Origin of the sequence: Variovorax sp. J2L1-78 (assembly GCF_030317205.1) — a bacterium.
GTDB lineage: Bacteria > Pseudomonadota > Gammaproteobacteria > Burkholderiales > Burkholderiaceae_C > Variovorax > Variovorax arabinosiphilus.
This window is the reverse complement of sequence record NZ_JASZYB010000005.1, coordinates 47,373-65,561: the sequence shown is the minus strand read 5'-3', so window position 1 is coordinate 65,561 and position 18,189 is coordinate 47,373. Positions and strand designations below refer to the sequence as shown.

The window sequence follows — 18,189 nt, the reverse complement described above, 5'->3', positions numbered from 1 at the left end:
GCGAGCGCCCGCCATAAGGAGACAGACATGCGTTCGAGAATTCAATGGTTGACGGCCCTTTGCCTGGGCCTGGCCTGCAGCCTGGCTGCCGCGCAGCCCGCGGCCTGGCCCAACAAGCCCATCCGCATCGTGGTCGGCTTCGCGCCGGGCACGCCGCCGGACATCTTCGCGCGGCTGTACGGCGACTATGCGTCCAAGCAGCTCGGCGTGCCGGTGGTGATCGACAACAAGCCGGGCACCGCCGGCAACCTGGCGGCCGACACCGTGGCCAAGGCGCCGGCCGACGGCTACACCTACCTCTACAACCTGTCGACCGGGTTCACCATCAACCCGTACATCTACAGCAAGCTGCCGTACGACCCGCAGAAGGACTTCGTCCCGGTGGCGACCACCATGCGCCAGGGCCTGGTGCTCATCGCCCCGACCAAGTTCCCGGCCAAGTCGGTGAAGGAACTGGTGGCTGCAGCCAAGGCCAAGCCCGGCACCATCTCGCACGCGTCCTACGGCGCCGGCAGCCCGTCGCACCTGATCGTCGAATGGCTCAAGGACGAGACAGGCGCCGAGATGATCCATGTGCCCTACCGCGGCAGCCCCGTGGCCGACCTGATCGGCGGCCAGGTCGACACGCTGATGGAGCCCATCGCCACCGGCTACCCGCTGATCAGCGGCGGCCGTGCGAATGCGCTGGCCTATTCCGGCGAGACGCGCCACCCCGCCATGCCCGACGTGCCCACGCTGTCGGAAGTGGTGCCCGGCCTCACCATGATGTCGTGGCACGGGCTGTGGGCCGCAGCCGCCACGCCGGCCCCGATCGTCACCCGCTTCAACGCGCTGATGGTCCAGGCCAGCAAGGACCCCGACCTGGCCAAGCGTATCCGCGACCTCAACAGCGAACCGCTGGGCCTGACGCAGGCCGAGATGGTGGCGATGGTGCGGCGCGACGCCGACATCTACAGCCGCATCGTCAAGGCGAAGAACATCCGCGTGGACTGACGCGCTGCCGTGCGACGGAAGGGTCGCTGCTAGGATGGAAAAGACCTGTCGTCCATCCCTGCCTCGAGAGAGTCCGTGCGCCCACCTGCCCGCTTGCCAGTCCTTTGGACGATCGTCGCCATCGCGGTGGGGGTCGCGGGTGCGCTGCTCTACACGCGCGGCCTGCCGTGGGGGTCGACCGAAGAACAGGTGCGCATGCTCGACCCGGCGCAGGTCGTCGTGCTGCGCACCCCCGGTGGTTTCCTCGAAGTCTCCACACTGGTGAAGACCGAGGAGTTCCGGTGGCGCTCGTCGTACACCTGCCTCGGGCAGGACTGCGGGGCGCTCCTGGGCGAACGCATCGGCCAGATACGCGTGCCGGTGCACTACACCTACCGGCTTCCGCTCGCCGACACCTGGACGCTGACGCTCGACGGCGACGTTTACATGCTCAGCGTGCCGGCACCGAAGCCGCTGCTGCCGCCCGGCATCGACACGCCGAAGGCGCAGATCACGAGTGAACGCGGCGGCCTGCTCGCACCCGGCGCCGCCGCCAACCAGGCGAACCTACTGAAGAACCTCGGCCCCGAACTGGCCCAGCGCGCGCAGCGCGTCGAGTACCTGCAGCAGCAGATGCCGGCGGCCGAGAAGACGGTGCGGGAGTTCGCCGAGAAGTGGATGAAGGAACAGCGCACCGAGCCCACCCGGCCCGTGCGGGTCGAGTTCCGGATGGGCGACAGCGGCTGAGGCCTGCGTTCAGGCGGCGATGCGCAGCAGTTCAGCGCCTTCAGTGACCTGGTCGCCCGGCGCGTAGAGCAGTTCTTCGACCGTACCGTCGGCCGGCGCGGCAATGGTGTGCTCCATCTTCATCGCCTCCATCACGGCCAGCGGCTGGCCCTTGGCGACCTTGTCGCCGGCCTTGACCGCGAAGGACACGACCTTGCCCGGCATCGGTGCCGTGAGGCGCCCGCCTTCGGCCTGGCTGTCGCCGGCATGCGCGAGGCGGTCGATGGCGGTGATGCGCGTCGCGCCCGCCGCTGCGAACACGTGCGCGGCCCCCTGGCGCTCGTACACGTCCAGGGTATGGCGCGCGCCGTTGAAGGCCAGCTCGATCTGTCCGTCCGGCAGGCGCCCGATCACGAGCGGGCCACTGGCGCCGTTCGCGCCGCCCACGTCGAGCATCAGCGCGCCGTCGTGCAGGTAGCGCAGCGTCGCCGTCTGCGTCTCGCCGCGGAACTCGAAGGCGAAGATGCGCGCGGTGGTGCCGAGCGAACGCCAGCCGTCGCGCTGGCTGAACGGGTCGGGCGTGCCGGTGGCGCGCTCGTCGAGCAGCGTGCGCGCGATCGATGCGGCCGCGGCCAGCGGCAGGCCGAGCGGCTCGCGGTCGAACAGCACCGCGCGCTCGCGCTCGATCAGCGCGGTGTCGAGGTTGGCTTTGGCGAACGAGTCGGTGGCGAGGATGCCGCGCAGGAACTGCACGTTGGTCTGCACGCCGACGATGTGCGTCTGCGCCAGGGCCGCGTCGAGCCGGGCCAGCGCCTCGTCGCGCGTGGCGCCGTGGACGATCAGCTTGGCGATCATCGAATCGTAGAAGGGCGAGATCTCGCCGCCCTCGCGCACGCCGTCATCAATGCGGACGCGGCTGCGCTGGAAGGCCGTCGCCTGCGGCTTGCGGTAAACCTGCAGCGTGCCGGTGGCCGGCAGGAAGTTGTTGTCGGGGTTCTCGGCGCAGATGCGTGCCTCGATGGCGTGGCCGTGGATCTTCAACTCGCTCTGCTTGAGCGGCAGCGGCTCGCCCGACGCCACGCGGAGTTGCCATTCGACCAGGTCGAGACCGGTGATGGCTTCCGTCACCGGATGCTCGACCTGCAGGCGCGTGTTCATCTCCATGAAGAAAAAGTTCATGGCGCCGCCGTCACGCTGCTCGACGATGAATTCGACCGTGCCCGCACCGACGTACTTCACCGCCTTGGCCGCAGCCACCGCCGCCGCGCCCATCTGCGCGCGCATCGCCTCGGTCATGCCGGGCGCCGGCGCTTCCTCCAGCACCTTCTGGTGGCGGCGCTGCACCGAGCAATCACGCTCGAACAGGTAGACGCAATCGCCCTGCGTGTCGCCGAACACCTGGATCTCGATGTGCCGCGGGCGCTGGACGTACTTCTCGATCAGCACCGCGTCGTCGCCGAAGCTGTTGATGGCTTCACGCTGGCAGGACGCGAGCGCCGCCGCGAAATCTTCCGGCTTCTCGACCGCGCGCATGCCCTTGCCGCCACCGCCCGCGCTGGCCTTGATGAGCACCGGGTAGCCGATGCGGTCGGCCTCGCGTTGCAGCAGTGCCGGGTCCTGGTCGTGGCCGTGGTAGCCGGGCACCAGCGGCACGCCGGCCTTTTCCATCAGCTGCTTCGACTCGGCCTTCAGGCCCATGGCCTTGATGGCCGACGGCGGCGGGCCGATGAAGACCAGGCCCGCGTCGGCGCAGGCCTGCGCGAACTCCTCGTTCTCGCTCAGGAAGCCGTAGCCGGGGTGGATCGCCTCGGCGCCCGTGGCCTTGGCGGCCTCGAGGATCTTCTCCCAGCGCAAGTAGCTGTCCTTCGGCGCGCTGCCGCCGAGGTACACCGACTCGTCGCAGGCACGGACATGGTTGGCGTGGGCGTCGGCATCGGAATACACGGCGACGGTGCGGATGGCCATGCGCCGTGCGGTGGCCGCCACGCGGCAGGCGATTTCCCCGCGGTTGGCGATGAGAATCTTTTTAAACACGGTGCGTCTCCGCGGTGAAATCGCCTGCACACGCTACGCGTGACACGCAATTTGGCTGAGCCGCTGCGCCGCTTCGCGGCTGGTCACCGCGGTTGGCAATGAGGATCTTCTTAAACATTCGGTGGGTCTCCGGGTATTTCTTTTCGCTTGAACTGGAAGGCGGACGTGACACCCGGGTCGGGCTGGCCGCTGAAGATGCGCGTGACGCGATTCACGAGCCCGCGCAGGAAGCGCCAGCTCTTGCGGATGAGCCAGACGCTGAGGATCAGCACCAGCACGAAGAGCACGACGAACACCAGCGGGTGTGCGACCGCGAGCCACAGCCCCGCCGGCACCATGCTGTCTTCGACCAGCGACGCGCCGACGTTGGAGAAGGGCTCGGGCGAGGTGTTGATGGCCGCGCGCGTCGTCGCCTTGGCCGCATGCGCCGTGGCCGCGAAGCCGCCGCCCAGCAGCGCGGCGACCAGCGCCATCACCGCATGGTCGCCGCCGAACACGCCGGCCGCGAGCGCGGCACCGGCCGGAATGCGGATGACGGTGTGCACCATGTCCCAGAGCGAATCCAGGCCGGGAATCTTGTCGGCGAAGAACTCGACGAACACCATGAAGCCGCTCGCCACCAGCACCACCGGATGGGCCAGCAGATGCAGGCCGCTGGGCAGGGGCACCCAGCCGAAGTAGCCGGCCAGCCCCGTCAGCAGCACGACGAGGTAGAGGCGCACGCCGCTGGCCCAGCCAAGCGCGGCCGCCAGCGCGAGCAGTTGGGGCATGTCGAGTTCGGGCATGGTCATCCCAACCAGGCGGGCTTGCGCTTCTGCAGGAAGGCTTGCACGCCTTCGCGGCCTTCGTCGCTGGCGCGGATGTCGGCGATGCCGTCGACGGTCTTCGCGATCAGCGCGTCGTCGATGGCGCGGCCGGTGACGTCGGCCAACAAGGTCTTGCAGGCGCGCACGGCGGCGGGGCTGGCACCGGTCAGCGCCTTGAGCAGTTCGTCGACCTTGGCATCGAGCGCATCGGCCGCGACCACCTCGTGCACGAAGCCGATACGGTGTGCCTCGGCCGCGGTGAAGCGCTCGGCCGTCAGGAAGTAGCGCTGCGATGCACGCGCGCCCATCGCACGGATCACGTAGGGGCTGATGGTCGCGGGGATGAGGCCGATCTTCACTTCGCTCAGGCAGTACCCCGCGGTGTCGACGCTCACCGCCATGTCGCACGCCGCCACCAGGCCCATGCCACCGGCATACACGTCGCCTTGCACGCGCGCGATGGTCGGCTTGGGGCACTCGGCGATCGTGCGCAGCATGTCGGCCAGCTTGCCCGCGTCGGCGATGTTCTCGTCGCGCGTGTAGTCGGCCATGCGGCGCATCCAGTTCAGGTTGGCGCCGGCGCAGAAGGCGGGGCCATTGGCGCCGAGCACGATGGCCTTGACCTGCGTTGCATTGCCGGCTTCCAGGAAGGCCTGTGTCAGTTCGGCAATGACGGTGTCGTCGAAGGCGTTGCGCGTATCGGGCTGGTCGAGCCAGATGCGGGCGATCGCGCCATCGATGGAGAGTTTTAGCTTGGTGAAGTCAGTCATGTTCAAGGTTTCCAGACGATCTTGTCGTCGACGGCATAGAGCTGGCACGCGCCCGACGCGGCCTTCTTGGCGCAGTTCTCGAGCGCGCGCGCGAGCGGATCATCGCCGCCCCAGGCCGAGCCCCACCCCCCTTGGGCATTGATGGCGAAGGCGCGTGGGAATGTCTTGCCGAGGAACACGCGGTAGCCGGCCAGCGAAGCCGCACTCTGGTCGGGCACGCGGTCGACCGCATCGATGGCGGCGAAGTCAGTGGCCGGCGGCGCGGTGGTGGCGGGCGCCGCGACATAGCGCGCGAACGCAGGCAACGGTTGGTCTGGCATGCCGATCTCGCGCAGGAACTCGGCGACCACCGGTTGCCAGATGCGGGCGCCGTCGGCCGCGCCGAACATCGTGTGCGCATCGCTGCCGAAATTGCCGAAGGCCACCAGCTTCGCCGATGCGCCGCCGGCCACGTAGCCGTCGTGCATGCCCTTCCAGGCGAAGGGCGGGAAGTAGCTATCGTTGTCGCCGTAGAACCAGAGCGATGGCGTACGCGTTTCCTTGCCGTAGTTGCCGGCAGCGCCAATCAAGCCCTGCTGCCAGCCAACGCATTGCTCCTGCCGCAAGCCACCGGCGAAGTCGATCAGGCCCTTCACGCCGGGATAGCCTAGCGTGCCGAAGGCCAGCGTGGTCCAGCCACCGTGCGACTGACCCGCGACGACGATGCGCGCCTTGTCGGCCCAGGGCTGTGCCGTCACGTAGTCAAGCACGGCCGCGACGTCGCCGGCCTGCTCGCGCCCGTTGCTTTCCACGTTGCAGCCACCCCCGATGTAGCTGCCGCTCGACTTCGAGAAACCCTGGCGCATCGGCACCACCACGGCATAGCCGCGCGCCAGAAAGAAGCGGGCGGGGCCACCGGGTCGGTAGCGCGCCTGGAACTTCGGGTCGCCGTTCGCCTTGCCGTGGTTGATCACGACAATCGGGAAGGGTCCGTCTCCTTCCGGAAGGTAGAGCGTGGTTTCCAGTTCGGTGGTGAACAGCCCCGATTTCTTCGGCACCATCACGACCGATTCCGGCAGCGGCGCCGCACTGAACGCCTGCGTCACCGCCATCAACAGAGCGGCGGCGAGGGCGGCCGCGGCACGACGGCGCGTGCGCGAAGAAAGGAGCTGAACGCGCGTCATGGGGTCACCTGCGGAAGATGGTGAACGTCGGTTTGGACAGCGTTGCATGGCGCGCGGTCATGCGTTGTGCTCGGGGCGGCTGTGTTGGGGTGCGCGCACAGGCCACCGGGCACTCAAGTCCGCGAATGTCCCCGCCTTCGGCTCTTCCTTGATTTCGCTGCGGGGAGCACCCGATACCTGCGCACGTGAATGCGCCGGGGGTGTGCCGCCATCGATCACTCCTGGTACGCCGTCGGCGTGATCACGCCTCGTCATGTCGGTGATCTCGCTTCGATCTGCAGAAGACTGGCCCAGTCGAGCGACGGCCCGCCATGGCCCATCGCGGTCACCCCCGCCGTGATCTGGCCGCGGTGATGGGTCGCATGGTTGAAAATGTGGCCGAGGGCCGGCGCGAAAGGAATGCGCGCGGCCTCGCCGTCGGTGCGGGTGTAGACCAAGTCGCCGTCCAGTCGTGAGGCATCCATCGCCTCGACCCAAGGTGCCCAACGGTTCACCGCAGCCGCGAGCGCGGCGCAGAGCTCCGCACGCGAGGCGTGAAGCTCGGCATCGAGCGCGATGCGCCGCGAGGTGTTTTCCGCAAAGCGCGCGTACCAGATCGTGTCGGCCACAAGCAGGTGGTTGACCGTGCGGTGCACCGACCCGAAGAACAGGCGCATGTCCCGATGCCACTCATCGTCGCTCAGGGCTGTGAGATCGGTCAGCAGCTTGTGCGTCGCCCACGCGTGGTAGCGCGCGAGCCGGATGAAGTAGTCGGCGATCTGCATCGCAGGCTACATCCGGAAGATGCCGAACTTCGGCTCGGGCACCGGCGCGTTGCGCGACGCCGCCAGCCCCAGCGCCAGCACACGCCGTGTGTCCGCCGGATCGATGATCCCGTCGTCCCACAGCCGCGCGGTCGCGTAGTACGGATGGCCCTGGTCTTCGTACTGCTGGCGGATGGGGGCCTTGAAGGCCTCTTCCTCCTCCTTGCTCCAACTGCCGCCCTTGCCCTCGATGCCGTCGCGCTTGACGGTGGCCAACACGCTGGCGGCCTGCTCGCCGCCCATCACGCTGATGCGCGCGTTGGGCCACATCCAGAGGAAGCGGGGGCTGTAAGCGCGGCCGCACATGCCGTAGTTGCCGGCGCCGAAGCTGCCGCCGATGATGATGGTGAACTTCGGCACGTTGGCCGTGGCCACCGCGGTCACCATCTTGGCGCCGTGGCGCGCGATGCCTTCGTTCTCGTACTTGCGGCCCACCATGAAGCCGGTGATGTTCTGCAGGAACACCAGCGGGATCTTGCGCTGGCAGCACAGCTCGATGAAGTGCGCGCCCTTCTGCGCCGATTCGGAGAACAGGATGCCGTTGTTGGCGACGATGCCGACGGGCATGCCCTCGATCTCGGCGAAGCCGCAGACCAGCGTGGCGCCGAAGCGCGCCTTGAACTCGTGGAACTCACTGCCGTCGACGATGCGCGCGATGATCTCGCGCACGTCAAAGGGCTTGCGCGTGTCGGTCGGGATCACGCCGTACAGCTCCTCGCGCGGGAACTCCGGTGCGCGCACGTCGGGATGCGGCGCCTCGGTCGCGTCCTTGCGGTTGATGTTGGCGATGGCCGAGCGCGCCAGCGAGAGCGCATGCAGGTCGTTCTGCGCCAGGTGGTCGGCCACGCCCGACAGGCGCGTGTGCACGTCGCCACCGCCCAGGTCCTCGGCCGTCACGACCTCGCCGGTCGCCGCCTTCACCAGCGGCGGGCCGCCCAGGAAGATGGTGCCCTGGTTCTTCACGATGATCGACTCGTCGCTCATCGCCGGCACGTACGCGCCGCCCGCCGTGCATGAGCCCATGACCACCGCGACCTGCGCGATGCCCTGGGCACTCATGTTGGCCTGGTTGTAGAAGATGCGGCCGAAGTGGTCGCGGTCGGGGAAGACCTCGTCCTGGTTCGGCAGGTTGGCACCGCCGGAATCGACCAGGTAGATACAGGGCAGGCGATTCTGCTCGGCGATCTCCTGGGCGCGCAGGTGCTTCTTCACCGTCAGCGGGTAGTAGGTGCCGCCCTTCACCGTCGCGTCGTTGCAGACGATCATGCAGTCGACGCCGCTCACGCGGCCGATGCCGGCGATCAGGCCGGCGCCGGGCGCCGACTCCACGCCCTTGGCGTCGAGGTACATGCCGTACGCCGCCAGCGGCGCGATCTCCAGAAACGGCGTGCCGGGGTCGAGCAGCTCGGCCACGCGGTCGCGCGGCAGCAGCTTGCCGCGCGCGACGTGCTTGGCGCGTGCCGCTTCACCGCCGCCGGCCTCGACCTTGGCGAACTGCGCGTGCAGGTCGTCGACCAGGGCACGCATGGCCGCAGCGTTGGCCTGGAAGTCCGCAGCGCGGGCGTTGAGTTTGGTTTCGAGCTTGCTCATGCGGTCTTTTCTTCGTTGAGTCCGAGCCGCTCTTTCATCTCGTCGCGGATCTTGAACTTCTGGATCTTGCCGGTCACCGTCATCGGGAAGGCGGTGACGAACTGGATGTACTTCGGCACCTTGTAGTGCGCGATCTGGCCCTTGCAGAAATTGCGGATCTCGTCTTCCGTCGCTGTCTGCCCCGGCTTCACGATGACCCACGCGCACAGCTCCTCGCCGTACTTCTTGTCGGGCAGGCCGACCACCTGCACGTCCTGCACCTTCGGGTGGCGGTAGAGGAACTCCTCGATCTCGCGCGGGTAGATGTTCTCGCCGCCGCGGATCACCAGGTCCTTGATGCGGCCGACGATGTTGACGTAGCCCTCGTCGTCCATGGTGGCGAGGTCGCCGGTGTGCATCCAGTGTTCCGCATCGATCGCCTCGCGCGTCTTGGGTTCGTCGTCCCAGTAGCCGTGCATCACCGAGTAGCCGCGGGTGCAGAGCTCGCCCGACTGGCCGCGCGGCACGGTTGCGCCGGTCTCGGGGTCGACGATCTTCACCTCCAGGTGCGGCTGCACCTTGCCGACCGTGGCCACGCGCTTGTCGAGTGGCGTGTCGGCCGCGCTCTGGCAGCTGACGGGGCTGGTCTCGGTCATGCCGTAGGCGATGGTGATCTCCCCCAGGTGCATGCGGTCGACCACGCGCTTCATCACCTCGATCGGGCAGGCGGTGCCGGCCATGATGCCGGTGCGCAGCGCCGACAGGTCGAACTCGGCGAAGCGCGGATGGTCGAGCTCGGCGATGAACATCGTCGGCACGCCGTGCAGCGCCGTGCACTTCTCCGCCTGCACCGTCTCGAGCACGCTCAATGCATCGAAGCCGTCGTTCGGGAACACGATGGTGCTGCCGTGCGTGAGGCAGGCCAGCACGCCCAGCACCATGCCGAAGCAGTGGTACATCGGCACCGGGATGCAGAGCCGGTCGGCCGGTGTGAGGCGCATGCATTTGCCCACGAAGAAGCCGTTGTTCAGGATGTTGCGGTGCGTCAGCGTCGCACCCTTGGGGAAGCCGGTGGTGCCGCTGGTGAACTGGATGTTGATCGGGTCCGTCGCCTTCAGCGTGGCGCCGACTTCCGCGACGCGCGTGTCATCCGGATCGCCGCTCGCGAGCAGTTCCGAGAAGCGAAGCATGTCGGCCTGATCCGCATCGCCGGCCTTGTCGATCCACACCGTGTGCTGCAGCAGCGGCAACCGCTTCGGGCCCAGCTCGCGCAGCATGCCAAGGTAGTCGCTCGTCTTGAACTGCGCCATGGTCACGAGCAGCTTGCAGCCGACCTTGTTGAGCGCGTACTCGACTTCCGACGTGCGGTAGGCCGGGTTGATGTTGACCAGCACCAGCCCGACCTTGGCGGTCGCGATCTGCATCAGGATCCATGGCGCGTTGTTGTGCGACCAGATGCCGACACGGTCACCGGATTGCAGGCCAGTCTTGAGCAGCGCGCTGGCGAGCCGGTTGGCAGCGGCCTGCAGTTCACGGTAGGTGAAGCGCTGGCCTTCGTGGCGGCTCACCAGCGCCTCATGGTCCGGCTGCTTGCCCACCATGTCGTCGAAGAAGGCGCCGAGCGTCTGCTCGATCAGCGGAATGTCGGTGGCGCCCTGGGCGTAGCTGGGGTTCGCTGCCATCGCGCGGCCTCAGGCGGTTTCGTTGAAGAGCTCGCGGCCGATCAGCATCCGGCGGATCTCGCTGGTGCCGGCACCGATCTCGTACAGCTTGGCGTCGCGCCACAGCCGCTCGACCGGAAAGTCCTTGGTGTAGCCCACGCCGCCCAGCGCCTGGATCGCCTCGCCGGCCATCCAGGTCGCCTTCTCGGCCGAATACAGGATGGCGCCGGCGGCGTCCTTGCGGAAGGTGCGTGCGTGGTCGTTGCGGTCGCAGGCCTTGCCCACGGCGTAGACGTAGGCACGCGTGGCCTGCCACGTCGAGTACATGTCGGCGATCTTGCCCTGCATCAGCTGGAACTCGCCGATGCTCTGGCCGAACTGCTTGCGCTCGTGCACGAAGGGGATCACCGCGTCCATGCAGGCCGCCATGATGCCCAGCGGGCCGCCCGAGAGCACGGCGCGCTCGTAGTCGAGGCCGCTCATCAGCACCTTGGCGCCCATGCCTTCGCCGCCCAGCACGTTCTCCTCGGGCACCTCGCAGTTGTCGAAGAAGAGCGGGTAGGTGTTGCTGCCGCGCATGCCCAGCTTGTCGAGCTTGGTGCCGGCGCTGAAGCCCGCAAAGCCCTTCTCGACAATGAAGGCCGTCATGCCGCGTGCGCCCATCTCGGGCTCGGTCTTGGCGTAGATGACCAGCGTGTCGGCATCGCCGCCGTTGGTGATCCACATCTTGCCGCCGTTGAGCACGTAGCGGTCGCCCTTCTTCTCGGCGCGCAGCTTCATGCTGACGACGTCGGAGCCGGCGTTGGGCTCGCTCATGGCCAGGGCGCCGACGTGCTCGCCGCTCACCAGCTTGGGCAGATATTTCTTCTTCTGCGCTTCGCTGCCGTTGCGGTGGATCTGGTTCACGCACAGGTTGGAATGCGCGCCGTACGAGAGGCCGACCGAGGCCGATGCGCGGGACACCTCTTCCATCGCGACGATGTGCGCGAGGTAGCCGAGTTCGGTGCCGCCGTACTCTTCCTTGACCGTCATGCCGTGCAGGCCGAGGTCGCCGAGCTTCTTCCACAGGTCGTGCGGGAACAGGTTGTCGCTGTCGATGGCGGCGGCGCGCGGCGTGATCTCGTGGTGCGCGAAGTCGTCGATCGCCTCGCGCAGGGAATCGACGGTGTCGCCGAGATCGAAGTTCAGGCCGGGAAGGCTCGGTGCGGGCATGGGCGTTGTCTCCTCTGAGGGGGCGTCGCGCAATGCGCCATAAGGCGGCAACGCGCGCAAAAGCCGCAGCTTACGCCCGCCCCCGGCGCATTTGCGGCCACAATGGTTGCAAATTGCGCCAGCCGTACGCCCATTCGCCATGACCGCCCCCGCCTTCCTCAAGCCCGGCCGCGCCGCCACGCCGATGGCTTTCGTGCGAGCGATCGTGCAGGGCTACGCACGCTACGGCATGGACCCGTCGAAGGCGCTGCGCGCGGCACAGATCGCGCCGCGCGAAGTCGGCAAGGCGAACGCGCGCGTGACCGCCCTGCAGTTCGAGGCACTCAATGCGCACGCGATGCAGGAGCTCGACGACGAAGCGCTCGGCTGGTTCACGCGCCGCCTGCCCTGGGGCAGCTACGGCATGCTGTGCCGCGCGTCGCTCACCGCGCCCGACCTGGGCGTGGCCATCAAGCGCTGGTGCCGGCACCACCGCCTGCTGACCGACGACATCGTGCTCGACCTGCAAGTGGCGAGTGGCGTGGCCACGGTGTCGATCACCGAACAGCGCGACCTGGGCGCCTTCCGCGAGTTCTGCCTGGTGTCGAGCCTGCGCTTTTTGCACGGCTACGCCTGCTGGGCGATCGACTCGCGCATCTCGCTGCGCAGCGCGGACTTTCCGTTTGCGCCGCCACCGCACCGCGACGCCTATCCGCTGATGTTCACCGGCGAGCTGCACTTCGGTGCCCGGTGCGCCAGCTACAGCTTCGACGAACGCTACCTGCACCTGCCGCTACAGCGCGACGAGCCCGCGCTGCGCACCATGCTCAAGCGCGCCCTGCCGCTGACGGTGCTGCAGTACCGGCGCGACCGGTTGCTGGGCGAACGGGTGCGCGAGCTGCTGCGCCTGCGCCCGGCGGAAGCCGCCACGGCCGATGCCATCGCCGCGCTGCTCCACATGTCGAGCCGCACGCTGCATCGGCAACTGCAGGAAGAAGGCGTGCCGCTGCAGGCCCTGAAGGACGAGGTGCGCCAGGCGCAGGCCGCCGACCTGCTGCGGCGCACGAGCCGTCCGATCAAGCAGGTCGCGCTGGCCGTGGGCTTTCGCAATGAGAAGAGCTTTTCACGCGCGTTCCGCGAATGGACCGGCACGACCCCCGGCGAGTTCCGGCGCGAAGGTCGTTGAACGCTGATCAGTGGCGGTAGGGGTTGTTCGGGCGGCGGTCGTAGCGGTTGGGCACGCCGTCGCGGTCGTTGTCGCGCCAGCCTCCGCGGGGACCATGGCGGTCGTAGCGGCGATGGTCGTAGCGGTGGTCATAGCGATGGTCGTAGCCGGGGCGCACCATATGGCGCGGCGGCGGCGGGACCACCACCACGCGCGGCCGGTAGTCCGGGCGATGGTCATAGGGCTGGGCCTGGGCCGGCGCACTCAATGCGGCCAGTGCCAGAAGTGCGGCGGTGCCGAGGGCAAGGGACATCTTCTTCATCATGGCAACTCCTTCGAGGCGTTGTGTTCAGGAGCCTTCATGTTGAAGGCCCGATGTGAACGCCACGTAAGGCTGCGACGAATTCTGATGAACAGGTGCAACGCGCCGGCACGAGGGCGAATCAGCCGCCGGCCATGCGCACACGGCGCGCCGACTCTTCGGCCCGTGCATCGTCCACTTCGCGCAGCACGCCGCCCACGTCCACCGGACCGGTGGCCCGAACGAACTGCCCCGTCAGTGCCGTGGCGGTGTCGAGTTCGCCGCGTTCGTAGAGGTTCCACATCTCCTCGCCGTAGCGGGTCTGCAGCAGTTCGGGCGCGAACTGGCCGAAGAAGACCTTCAGGTTCTCCACGTCGCGCAGCAGCATGCGCTTGGCGTGGTTGTTGCCGGCAGCGTCCACGGCCTGCGGCAGGTCGATGATCACCGGGCCGTCGGCCGCGAGCAGCACGTTGAATTCGGAGAGGTCGCCGTGCACGACGCCCGCGCACAGCATGCGGACCACCTCCCTGAGCAGCGTCGCATGGTGGCGAAGCGCGTCCTCCTGACTGAAGATCACGTCGTTGAGCCGCGGCGCCGCATCGCCCTCGGCATCGGTCACCAGTTCCATCAGCAGCACACCGTCGCAGAAGTTGTAGGGCACCGGCACGCGCACGCCGGCCGCGGCCAGACGGTAGAGCGCGTCGACCTCGGCGCTCTGCCACGCAGCCTCGGTGGCCTGCCGGCCGAACTTCGTGCCCTTGGCCATGGCGCGCTGCAGGCGTGTGTTCTTGACCTTGCGGTTCTCGGTGTAGTCGACGGCCTGGCGGAAGCTGCGGTTGGTCGCTTCCTTGTAGATCTTGGCGCAGCGCGTGTCGTCGCCACACCGCACCACGTAGACCATCGCCTCCTTGCCGCTCATGAGCTGGCGCACCACGGTGTCGATCAGGCCTTCGTCGACGAGCGACTGCAAACGGGGAGGGGCTTTCATCGGCGCATTCTGCGCTGTGGCCGGGTCACCCCTCATTGCCATGCCCCTTGGCCACGCGTACCGTCCAGCCGATTTCGTCCCGTCCCTGCCCTCCCCACTTGCTCAGGAGCCTCGCCATGATCCGTCGTTCATCCTTCGTCGCCCTCTCCGCAGCAGCCGCGGCCCTGTTGGCCGCGTGCGGCGCCATGGGCCCGTCGACGCCACAGGCGGGCATGAGCTTCTTCGTGACCAGCACCAACCCGGGCAAGGGCGCGGACTTCGGCGGCCTGGCCGGCGCGGACCGCTACTGCCAGTCGCTGGCCGCGAGCGCAGGCGCAGGCAGCCGCACCTGGCGCGCCTACCTGAGCGCCAGCGCCACGCCCGGCAGCCCGTCGGTCGACGCGCGCGACCGCATCGGCAGCGGCCCGTGGCGCAACCTCAAGGGCGATGTGATCGCCACCAGCGTGGCCAACCTGCACAGCGACACCAACAACCTGACCAAACAGACCGCGCTGACCGAACGGGGCAGCACCATCAGTGGCCGCGGCGACCCGGTCAACCTGCACGACATGCTCACCGGCTCGTCGCCCGACGGCCGCGCGGTGAACGACGGCAAGGACAACACCTGCGGCAACTGGACGAAGAGCGGCGACGGCTCCGCGCTGGTCGGCCACCACGACCGCATGGGCCTGCGCGACGATGCACCGTCGAAGTCGTGGAACTCGTCGCATCCCACGCAAGGCTGCAGCCTCGACGCGCTCAAGAAGACGGGCGGCGGCGGCTTGCTCTACTGCTTCGCGCAGAACTGATCGACACCTTCAGGCGACGGCGTCGGGCAGCCGCTGCAGGCTGCCGACCTGTGATCGCACGATCAGCAGCGCCTGCAGCACGAAGCCCGCGAGCGCCAGCCACAGGCAGGCGGCCTCGCCCCAGCGCGCGCCGACCAGTCCGCCCAGCGCGGCTCCCACCGGCCGAGCACCCGCGTTCACCGTGAGAAACAGTGCGCCCACGCGTCCGAGCATCGCGCCGGGCGTGAGGCTCTGGCGCAGCGTGGTCGACGTGATGGTCCACACGATCGGCCCCGCGCCGAAGAGGAAGAAGGACAGCCCCGCGACCCAGGCACTCGGCACGAACAAGGTGGCGACCATGGCCGCAGCCGCAGCCACCGACACCACCGGCCCCAGCTGGATCGCACGGCCGAAGGGCATGGCGCGCACGAGGCGCGGCGCCAACAGCGCGCCCACCACCATGCCCGCGCCGAACGCGCCCAACGTGACGCCGACCACGCCGGCGCCCAGGCCGAGCACGCGGATTGCATACGGCACGTAGGCAGACTGCAGCACGAACCACGCGATATTCCAGGCGACGGCGGTCAACAGCATGGGCCGCAGCATCGGGTTGTGCCAGACGAAGGCCGCGCCGTCCTGCACCTCGCGCAACGGGTGACGCGGCGCGCGCGGCACCATCGGCGGCTCGACCAGCCGCCACAACAGCGCGATGGCTGCGATCGACAGCACCGTCGCCAGCACGAAGGCGGCCGACGCACCGGCCCACGCCACCAGCGCGCCACCGATCGCCGGCCCGCCGGCGTAGGCCGCGCTGCGGGCGAGCTCCAGCCGCCCGTTGGCTTGCGCCAAAGCGGCGCGCGGCACCAGCGCAGGCACGAGAGCGGGCGCCGCGACGCTGAAGGCCACCGTGCCCACCGCGCCGATGAAACCCAGCACCGCGAGCCCGCCGATCGACAGCCGGCCCGTCGCCACCGCCGCGAGCAGCCCCAGCAGCGAGGCCGCGCGCAGCAGCTCCGCCCCCACCATGAGCCGCCGCCGCGGCAAGCGGTCGGCCATCCAGCCGAGCGGCAGCGACAGCAGCAGGAAGGGCAGGGTCTGCAGCGCCGCGAGCAGCCCGATCTCGCCGGGCCCGGCGCCGAGCAGCAGTACGGCGACGAGCGGCACGGCCGCCAGGCTCAGTTGCTCAGCCGACTGCGCGGCCAGGTTGGCGGCGGTGAGGGCCGCGAAGGTACGGGGAAGAGGGGCGATCATGCGGTGTGCGGGAAAGGTTCGATCATCGGTGCGCCATCGCGTCTTGGCTGGCCATTTGCGGACATGAAAATTCACGTGCACGATTTATTTCAATAAATCAATTCCGATTTTCAATTGAATATTATTTCGGCCTAGATTTGTGAATTATATTTCAATATACACACCTGCACTTAGGCTGGTATACTTACGTCCCACACACTTCGGCCCATCCGCGCCGCGAACCAGAGGCACCCGGTGACAGAGACATCCGACAGCATCGTCGAACAGGTTTACGAGAAATTGAAGCTGATGAGCATCGACTACAGCTTCAAGCCGGGTGAGCGCCTGAATGAAGGTACGCTCGCGCGCTCGCTCGGCGTGAGCCGGACGCCATTGCGCGAAGCATTGACGCGGCTTTATACCGAAGGGCTTTTGCAATTCGTTTCCGGCAAGGGCTTCTATTGCCGCAACCTCGACGTGCAGGAAGTCTTTTCGCTGTACGAATTGCGAAAGGTGATCGAAGTCGAAGCGCTGCGAATTTCCATCGATCGCGCGAAAGACGAGGACATAGACGCGCTCCTCGCCTTTCTTGACAGCACCGGCCCCGAGCCCGGCGACCGTACCGTCGACGAACTGGTCCGCTTGGACGAAACCTTCCACGAGCGCCTGATGCAGATGTCCGGCAATGCCGAAATGATGCGCGTGCTGGCCAACGTCAACGCCCGGATCCGCTTCGTGCGCTGGATCGACATGGAGCGCTGCGACCGCACCCTGAGCCAGAAGGACCACCGCGACATCCTGCTGGGGCTGAAGGCGCGCGACCCGGATCGGTGCATTCCGATCCTGAGCAAGCACATCAACCGTCGCCTCGACCAGATCTCGTCAGCCCTCAAGGAAGGCTACGCCCAGATCTACATGAGCACCGCGCCGGTCGCCTGAAGCGGCGCCGACGCGGGCCGGCAGCGGATCGCCCCACCCCATCGATGCGCGTCAGTCCACCTGCGCGCCCGACTCCTTCACGATCTTCGCCCAGCGCACCAGGTCCGCCTCGTGCACCTTCTTGAAGGCGGCCGGCGAGCCGTCCTCGATCGGCGCGATGCCCTGGCTAACGAGCCACGCGCGGAAGCTGTCAGTCTGGATGGTCTTGAGCACGGCCTGCGACATCTTGGTCTGGATAGTCGCCGGCAAGGCGGCCGGGCCGAAGAGGCCGTACCAGGTCGTGCTCTCGAAACCCGCGAGGTCGCAGGCCTCGGCCGCAGTCGGCACGTTCGGCAGCGCGGCGATGCGCTGCGATGAGGTGACGGCCAGCGCGCGCGCCTTGCCCGATTGGACCACCGGGATGCTCGGCGAACTCTGGTTGAAGAAGAAGTCGACCTCGCCCGACAGCAGCGCCGTCATGGCTGGACCCTGGCCGCGGTAAGGCACGTGGGTGTAGCGGGTCTGTGATGCCCCGCCGAACTGCACGGCTGCCAGGTGCCCCGAAGCGCCGTTGCCGGTCGACGCGTAGTTCAGTTCGCCGGGCTTCTTCTTGGCCAGCGCCAGCAGGTCCTTGCAGGTCTTGATGTCCGGGTGCTTTTCCGGATTCACCAGCAGCACGTTGGGCAAATTGCCGAGCAGCGCGATGTGCGTGAAATCCTTGACCGGGTCGAAAGGCAATTTCTTGTAGAGCGCCGGATTGATGGCGTGCGTGCCCGCCGTTCCCAGCAGAAAGGTATAGCCGTCGGGCTTGGCCTGCGCCACGATATTCGACGCGATATTCCCGCCGGCGCCCGTCCGGTTATCGGAAATGAACGACGTGTTCAGGATCGGCGTCAACTCACTGCCGAGTTTGCGCGCATAGATATCGGTCGCGGCGCCGCCCGGAAAGCCGCTGACGAAGGAAATGGGCTGGCTTGGCCAATTGGCATCCTGCGAAATGGCCGGCACGCAAAAAAGGGCCATCACGGACGCCAGAACACAACGCAACTTCATACGAATTTCCTCGAAGAGTGGTGCGACGAAGCGGTCCTTGCAACATGCAACGCCTGCGCTCCGCCCTGTATA

The 18,189-nt window shown here is 67.7% G+C and carries 17 protein-coding genes; 5 read left to right on the top strand and 12 right to left on the bottom strand.

Annotated elements, in window-relative coordinates; genetic code table 11:
* The first annotated feature begins 27 nt into the window (after window positions 1-27).
* Both QTH86_RS26605 and QTH86_RS26600 read left to right on the top strand, forming a co-directional pair.
* Window positions 28-993 (top strand): Bug family tripartite tricarboxylate transporter substrate binding protein, encoded by a 966-nt coding sequence (locus QTH86_RS26605; protein ID WP_286644219.1) that lies wholly within the window; start codon window positions 28-30, stop codon window positions 991-993.
* A 93-nt stretch (window positions 994-1,086) separates the two neighbouring features.
* Window positions 1,087-1,719, top strand: coding sequence for a hypothetical protein (locus QTH86_RS26600; RefSeq protein WP_286644220.1), 633 nt, complete (start codon window positions 1,087-1,089; stop codon window positions 1,717-1,719).
* Between the two features lie 9 nt (window positions 1,720-1,728).
* Here QTH86_RS26600 and QTH86_RS26595 read toward each other — a convergent pair whose 3' ends face one another.
* From QTH86_RS26595 to QTH86_RS26560, 8 genes are all read right to left on the bottom strand, one after another.
* A complete protein-coding gene (locus QTH86_RS26595; protein ID WP_286644221.1) occupies window positions 1,729-3,732 on the bottom strand; it encodes an acetyl/propionyl/methylcrotonyl-CoA carboxylase subunit alpha in 2,004 nt (667 codons plus the stop codon).
* Window positions 3,733-3,842: 110 nt separating this feature from the next.
* A complete protein-coding gene (locus tag QTH86_RS26590; protein WP_286644222.1) occupies window positions 3,843-4,517 on the bottom strand; it encodes a DUF4126 domain-containing protein in 675 nt (224 codons plus the stop codon).
* Window positions 4,518-4,519: 2 nt separating this feature from the next.
* Window positions 4,520-5,308, bottom strand: a complete 789-nt coding sequence (locus QTH86_RS26585) for an enoyl-CoA hydratase/isomerase family protein (protein ID WP_286644223.1) — start codon at window positions 5,306-5,308, stop codon at window positions 4,520-4,522.
* Window positions 5,309-5,310: 2 nt separating this feature from the next.
* On the bottom strand, window positions 5,311-6,471 hold the full coding sequence (locus QTH86_RS26580; RefSeq protein ID WP_286644224.1) for a dienelactone hydrolase family protein: 1,161 nt from the start codon (window positions 6,469-6,471) through the stop codon (window positions 5,311-5,313).
* A gap of 251 nt (window positions 6,472-6,722) precedes the next feature.
* A complete protein-coding gene (locus QTH86_RS26575) occupies window positions 6,723-7,235 on the bottom strand; it encodes a DinB family protein (protein WP_286644225.1) in 513 nt (170 codons plus the stop codon).
* 6 nt (window positions 7,236-7,241) lie between these two features.
* On the bottom strand, window positions 7,242-8,864 hold the full coding sequence (locus tag QTH86_RS26570) for a carboxyl transferase domain-containing protein (RefSeq protein ID WP_286644226.1): 1,623 nt from the start codon (window positions 8,862-8,864) through the stop codon (window positions 7,242-7,244).
* Complete coding sequence (locus QTH86_RS26565; RefSeq protein WP_286644227.1) at window positions 8,861-10,525, bottom strand: AMP-binding protein; 1,665 nt, start codon at window positions 10,523-10,525, stop codon at window positions 8,861-8,863. The genes QTH86_RS26570 and QTH86_RS26565 overlap by 4 nt, the downstream gene beginning before the upstream one ends.
* Before the next feature lie 9 nt (window positions 10,526-10,534).
* Window positions 10,535-11,716 (bottom strand): isovaleryl-CoA dehydrogenase, encoded by a 1,182-nt coding sequence (locus QTH86_RS26560; RefSeq protein WP_286644228.1) that lies wholly within the window; start codon window positions 11,714-11,716, stop codon window positions 10,535-10,537.
* A gap of 139 nt (window positions 11,717-11,855) precedes the next feature.
* Here QTH86_RS26560 and QTH86_RS26555 point away from each other — a divergent pair, with 139 nt between their 5' ends.
* Window positions 11,856-12,881: an AraC family transcriptional regulator gene (locus QTH86_RS26555; RefSeq protein WP_286644229.1), complete on the top strand. Its 1,026-nt coding sequence runs from the start codon at window positions 11,856-11,858 to the stop codon at window positions 12,879-12,881.
* Between the two features lie 7 nt (window positions 12,882-12,888).
* Here the strand turns inward: QTH86_RS26555 and QTH86_RS26550 are convergent, their stop codons facing one another.
* Window positions 12,889-13,182 (bottom strand): hypothetical protein, encoded by a 294-nt coding sequence (locus tag QTH86_RS26550; protein WP_286644230.1) that lies wholly within the window; start codon window positions 13,180-13,182, stop codon window positions 12,889-12,891.
* A 121-nt stretch (window positions 13,183-13,303) separates the two neighbouring features.
* Window positions 13,304-14,149 carry a PA4780 family RIO1-like protein kinase gene (locus tag QTH86_RS26545; RefSeq protein ID WP_286644231.1) on the bottom strand — a complete coding sequence of 282 codons (846 nt, stop codon included), beginning with the start codon at window positions 14,147-14,149 and terminating at the stop codon, window positions 13,304-13,306.
* 116 nt (window positions 14,150-14,265) lie between these two features.
* Here QTH86_RS26545 and QTH86_RS26540 point away from each other — a divergent pair, with 116 nt between their 5' ends.
* The gene (locus QTH86_RS26540) at window positions 14,266-14,937 is read left to right on the top strand and encodes a hypothetical protein (protein ID WP_286644232.1); all 672 of its coding nucleotides are present in this window, start codon (window positions 14,266-14,268) and stop codon (window positions 14,935-14,937) included.
* A 9-nt stretch (window positions 14,938-14,946) separates the two neighbouring features.
* Here QTH86_RS26540 and QTH86_RS26535 read toward each other — a convergent pair whose 3' ends face one another.
* On the bottom strand, window positions 14,947-16,167 hold the full coding sequence (locus tag QTH86_RS26535; RefSeq protein ID WP_286644233.1) for an MFS transporter: 1,221 nt from the start codon (window positions 16,165-16,167) through the stop codon (window positions 14,947-14,949).
* Window positions 16,168-16,401: 234 nt separating this feature from the next.
* Here QTH86_RS26535 and QTH86_RS26530 point away from each other — a divergent pair, with 234 nt between their 5' ends.
* The gene (locus tag QTH86_RS26530) at window positions 16,402-17,085 is read left to right on the top strand and encodes a GntR family transcriptional regulator (protein WP_286644234.1); all 684 of its coding nucleotides are present in this window, start codon (window positions 16,402-16,404) and stop codon (window positions 17,083-17,085) included.
* 51 nt (window positions 17,086-17,136) lie between these two features.
* On the opposite strand, the gene QTH86_RS26525 is transcribed toward QTH86_RS26530, so the two are convergent.
* Window positions 17,137-18,087 (bottom strand): Bug family tripartite tricarboxylate transporter substrate binding protein, encoded by a 951-nt coding sequence (locus tag QTH86_RS26525; protein WP_286644235.1) that lies wholly within the window; start codon window positions 18,085-18,087, stop codon window positions 17,137-17,139.
* Between the last annotated feature and the right edge of the window lie 102 nt (window positions 18,088-18,189).

Bases quoted from the DNA above. Each gene is read 5' to 3' on its own strand.
- QTH86_RS26605 (WP_286644219.1), top strand. From the start codon at position 28: ATGCGTTCGAGAATTCAATGGTTGACGGCCCTTTGCCTGGGCCTGGCC.
- QTH86_RS26525 (WP_286644235.1), bottom strand. From the start codon at position 18,087: ATGGCCCTTTTTTGCGTGCCGGCCATTTCGCAGGATGCCAATTGGCCA.
- QTH86_RS26545 (WP_286644231.1), bottom strand. From the start codon at position 14,149: ATGAAAGCCCCTCCCCGTTTGCAGTCGCTCGTCGACGAAGGCCTGATC.
- QTH86_RS26580 (WP_286644224.1), bottom strand. From the start codon at position 6,471: ATGACGCGCGTTCAGCTCCTTTCTTCGCGCACGCGCCGTCGTGCCGCG.
- QTH86_RS26550 (WP_286644230.1), bottom strand. From the start codon at position 13,182: ATGAAGAAGATGTCCCTTGCCCTCGGCACCGCCGCACTTCTGGCACTG.
- QTH86_RS26590 (WP_286644222.1), bottom strand. From the start codon at position 4,517: ATGCCCGAACTCGACATGCCCCAACTGCTCGCGCTGGCGGCCGCGCTT.
- QTH86_RS26555 (WP_286644229.1), top strand. From the start codon at position 11,856: ATGACCGCCCCCGCCTTCCTCAAGCCCGGCCGCGCCGCCACGCCGATG.
- QTH86_RS26560 (WP_286644228.1), bottom strand. From the start codon at position 11,716: ATGCCCGCACCGAGCCTTCCCGGCCTGAACTTCGATCTCGGCGACACC.
- QTH86_RS26585 (WP_286644223.1), bottom strand. From the start codon at position 5,308: ATGACTGACTTCACCAAGCTAAAACTCTCCATCGATGGCGCGATCGCC.
- QTH86_RS26570 (WP_286644226.1), bottom strand. From the start codon at position 8,864: ATGAGCAAGCTCGAAACCAAACTCAACGCCCGCGCTGCGGACTTCCAG.
- QTH86_RS26535 (WP_286644233.1), bottom strand. From the start codon at position 16,167: ATGATCGCCCCTCTTCCCCGTACCTTCGCGGCCCTCACCGCCGCCAAC.
- QTH86_RS26540 (WP_286644232.1), top strand. From the start codon at position 14,266: ATGATCCGTCGTTCATCCTTCGTCGCCCTCTCCGCAGCAGCCGCGGCC.
- QTH86_RS26575 (WP_286644225.1), bottom strand. From the start codon at position 7,235: ATGCAGATCGCCGACTACTTCATCCGGCTCGCGCGCTACCACGCGTGG.
- QTH86_RS26565 (WP_286644227.1), bottom strand. From the start codon at position 10,525: ATGGCAGCGAACCCCAGCTACGCCCAGGGCGCCACCGACATTCCGCTG.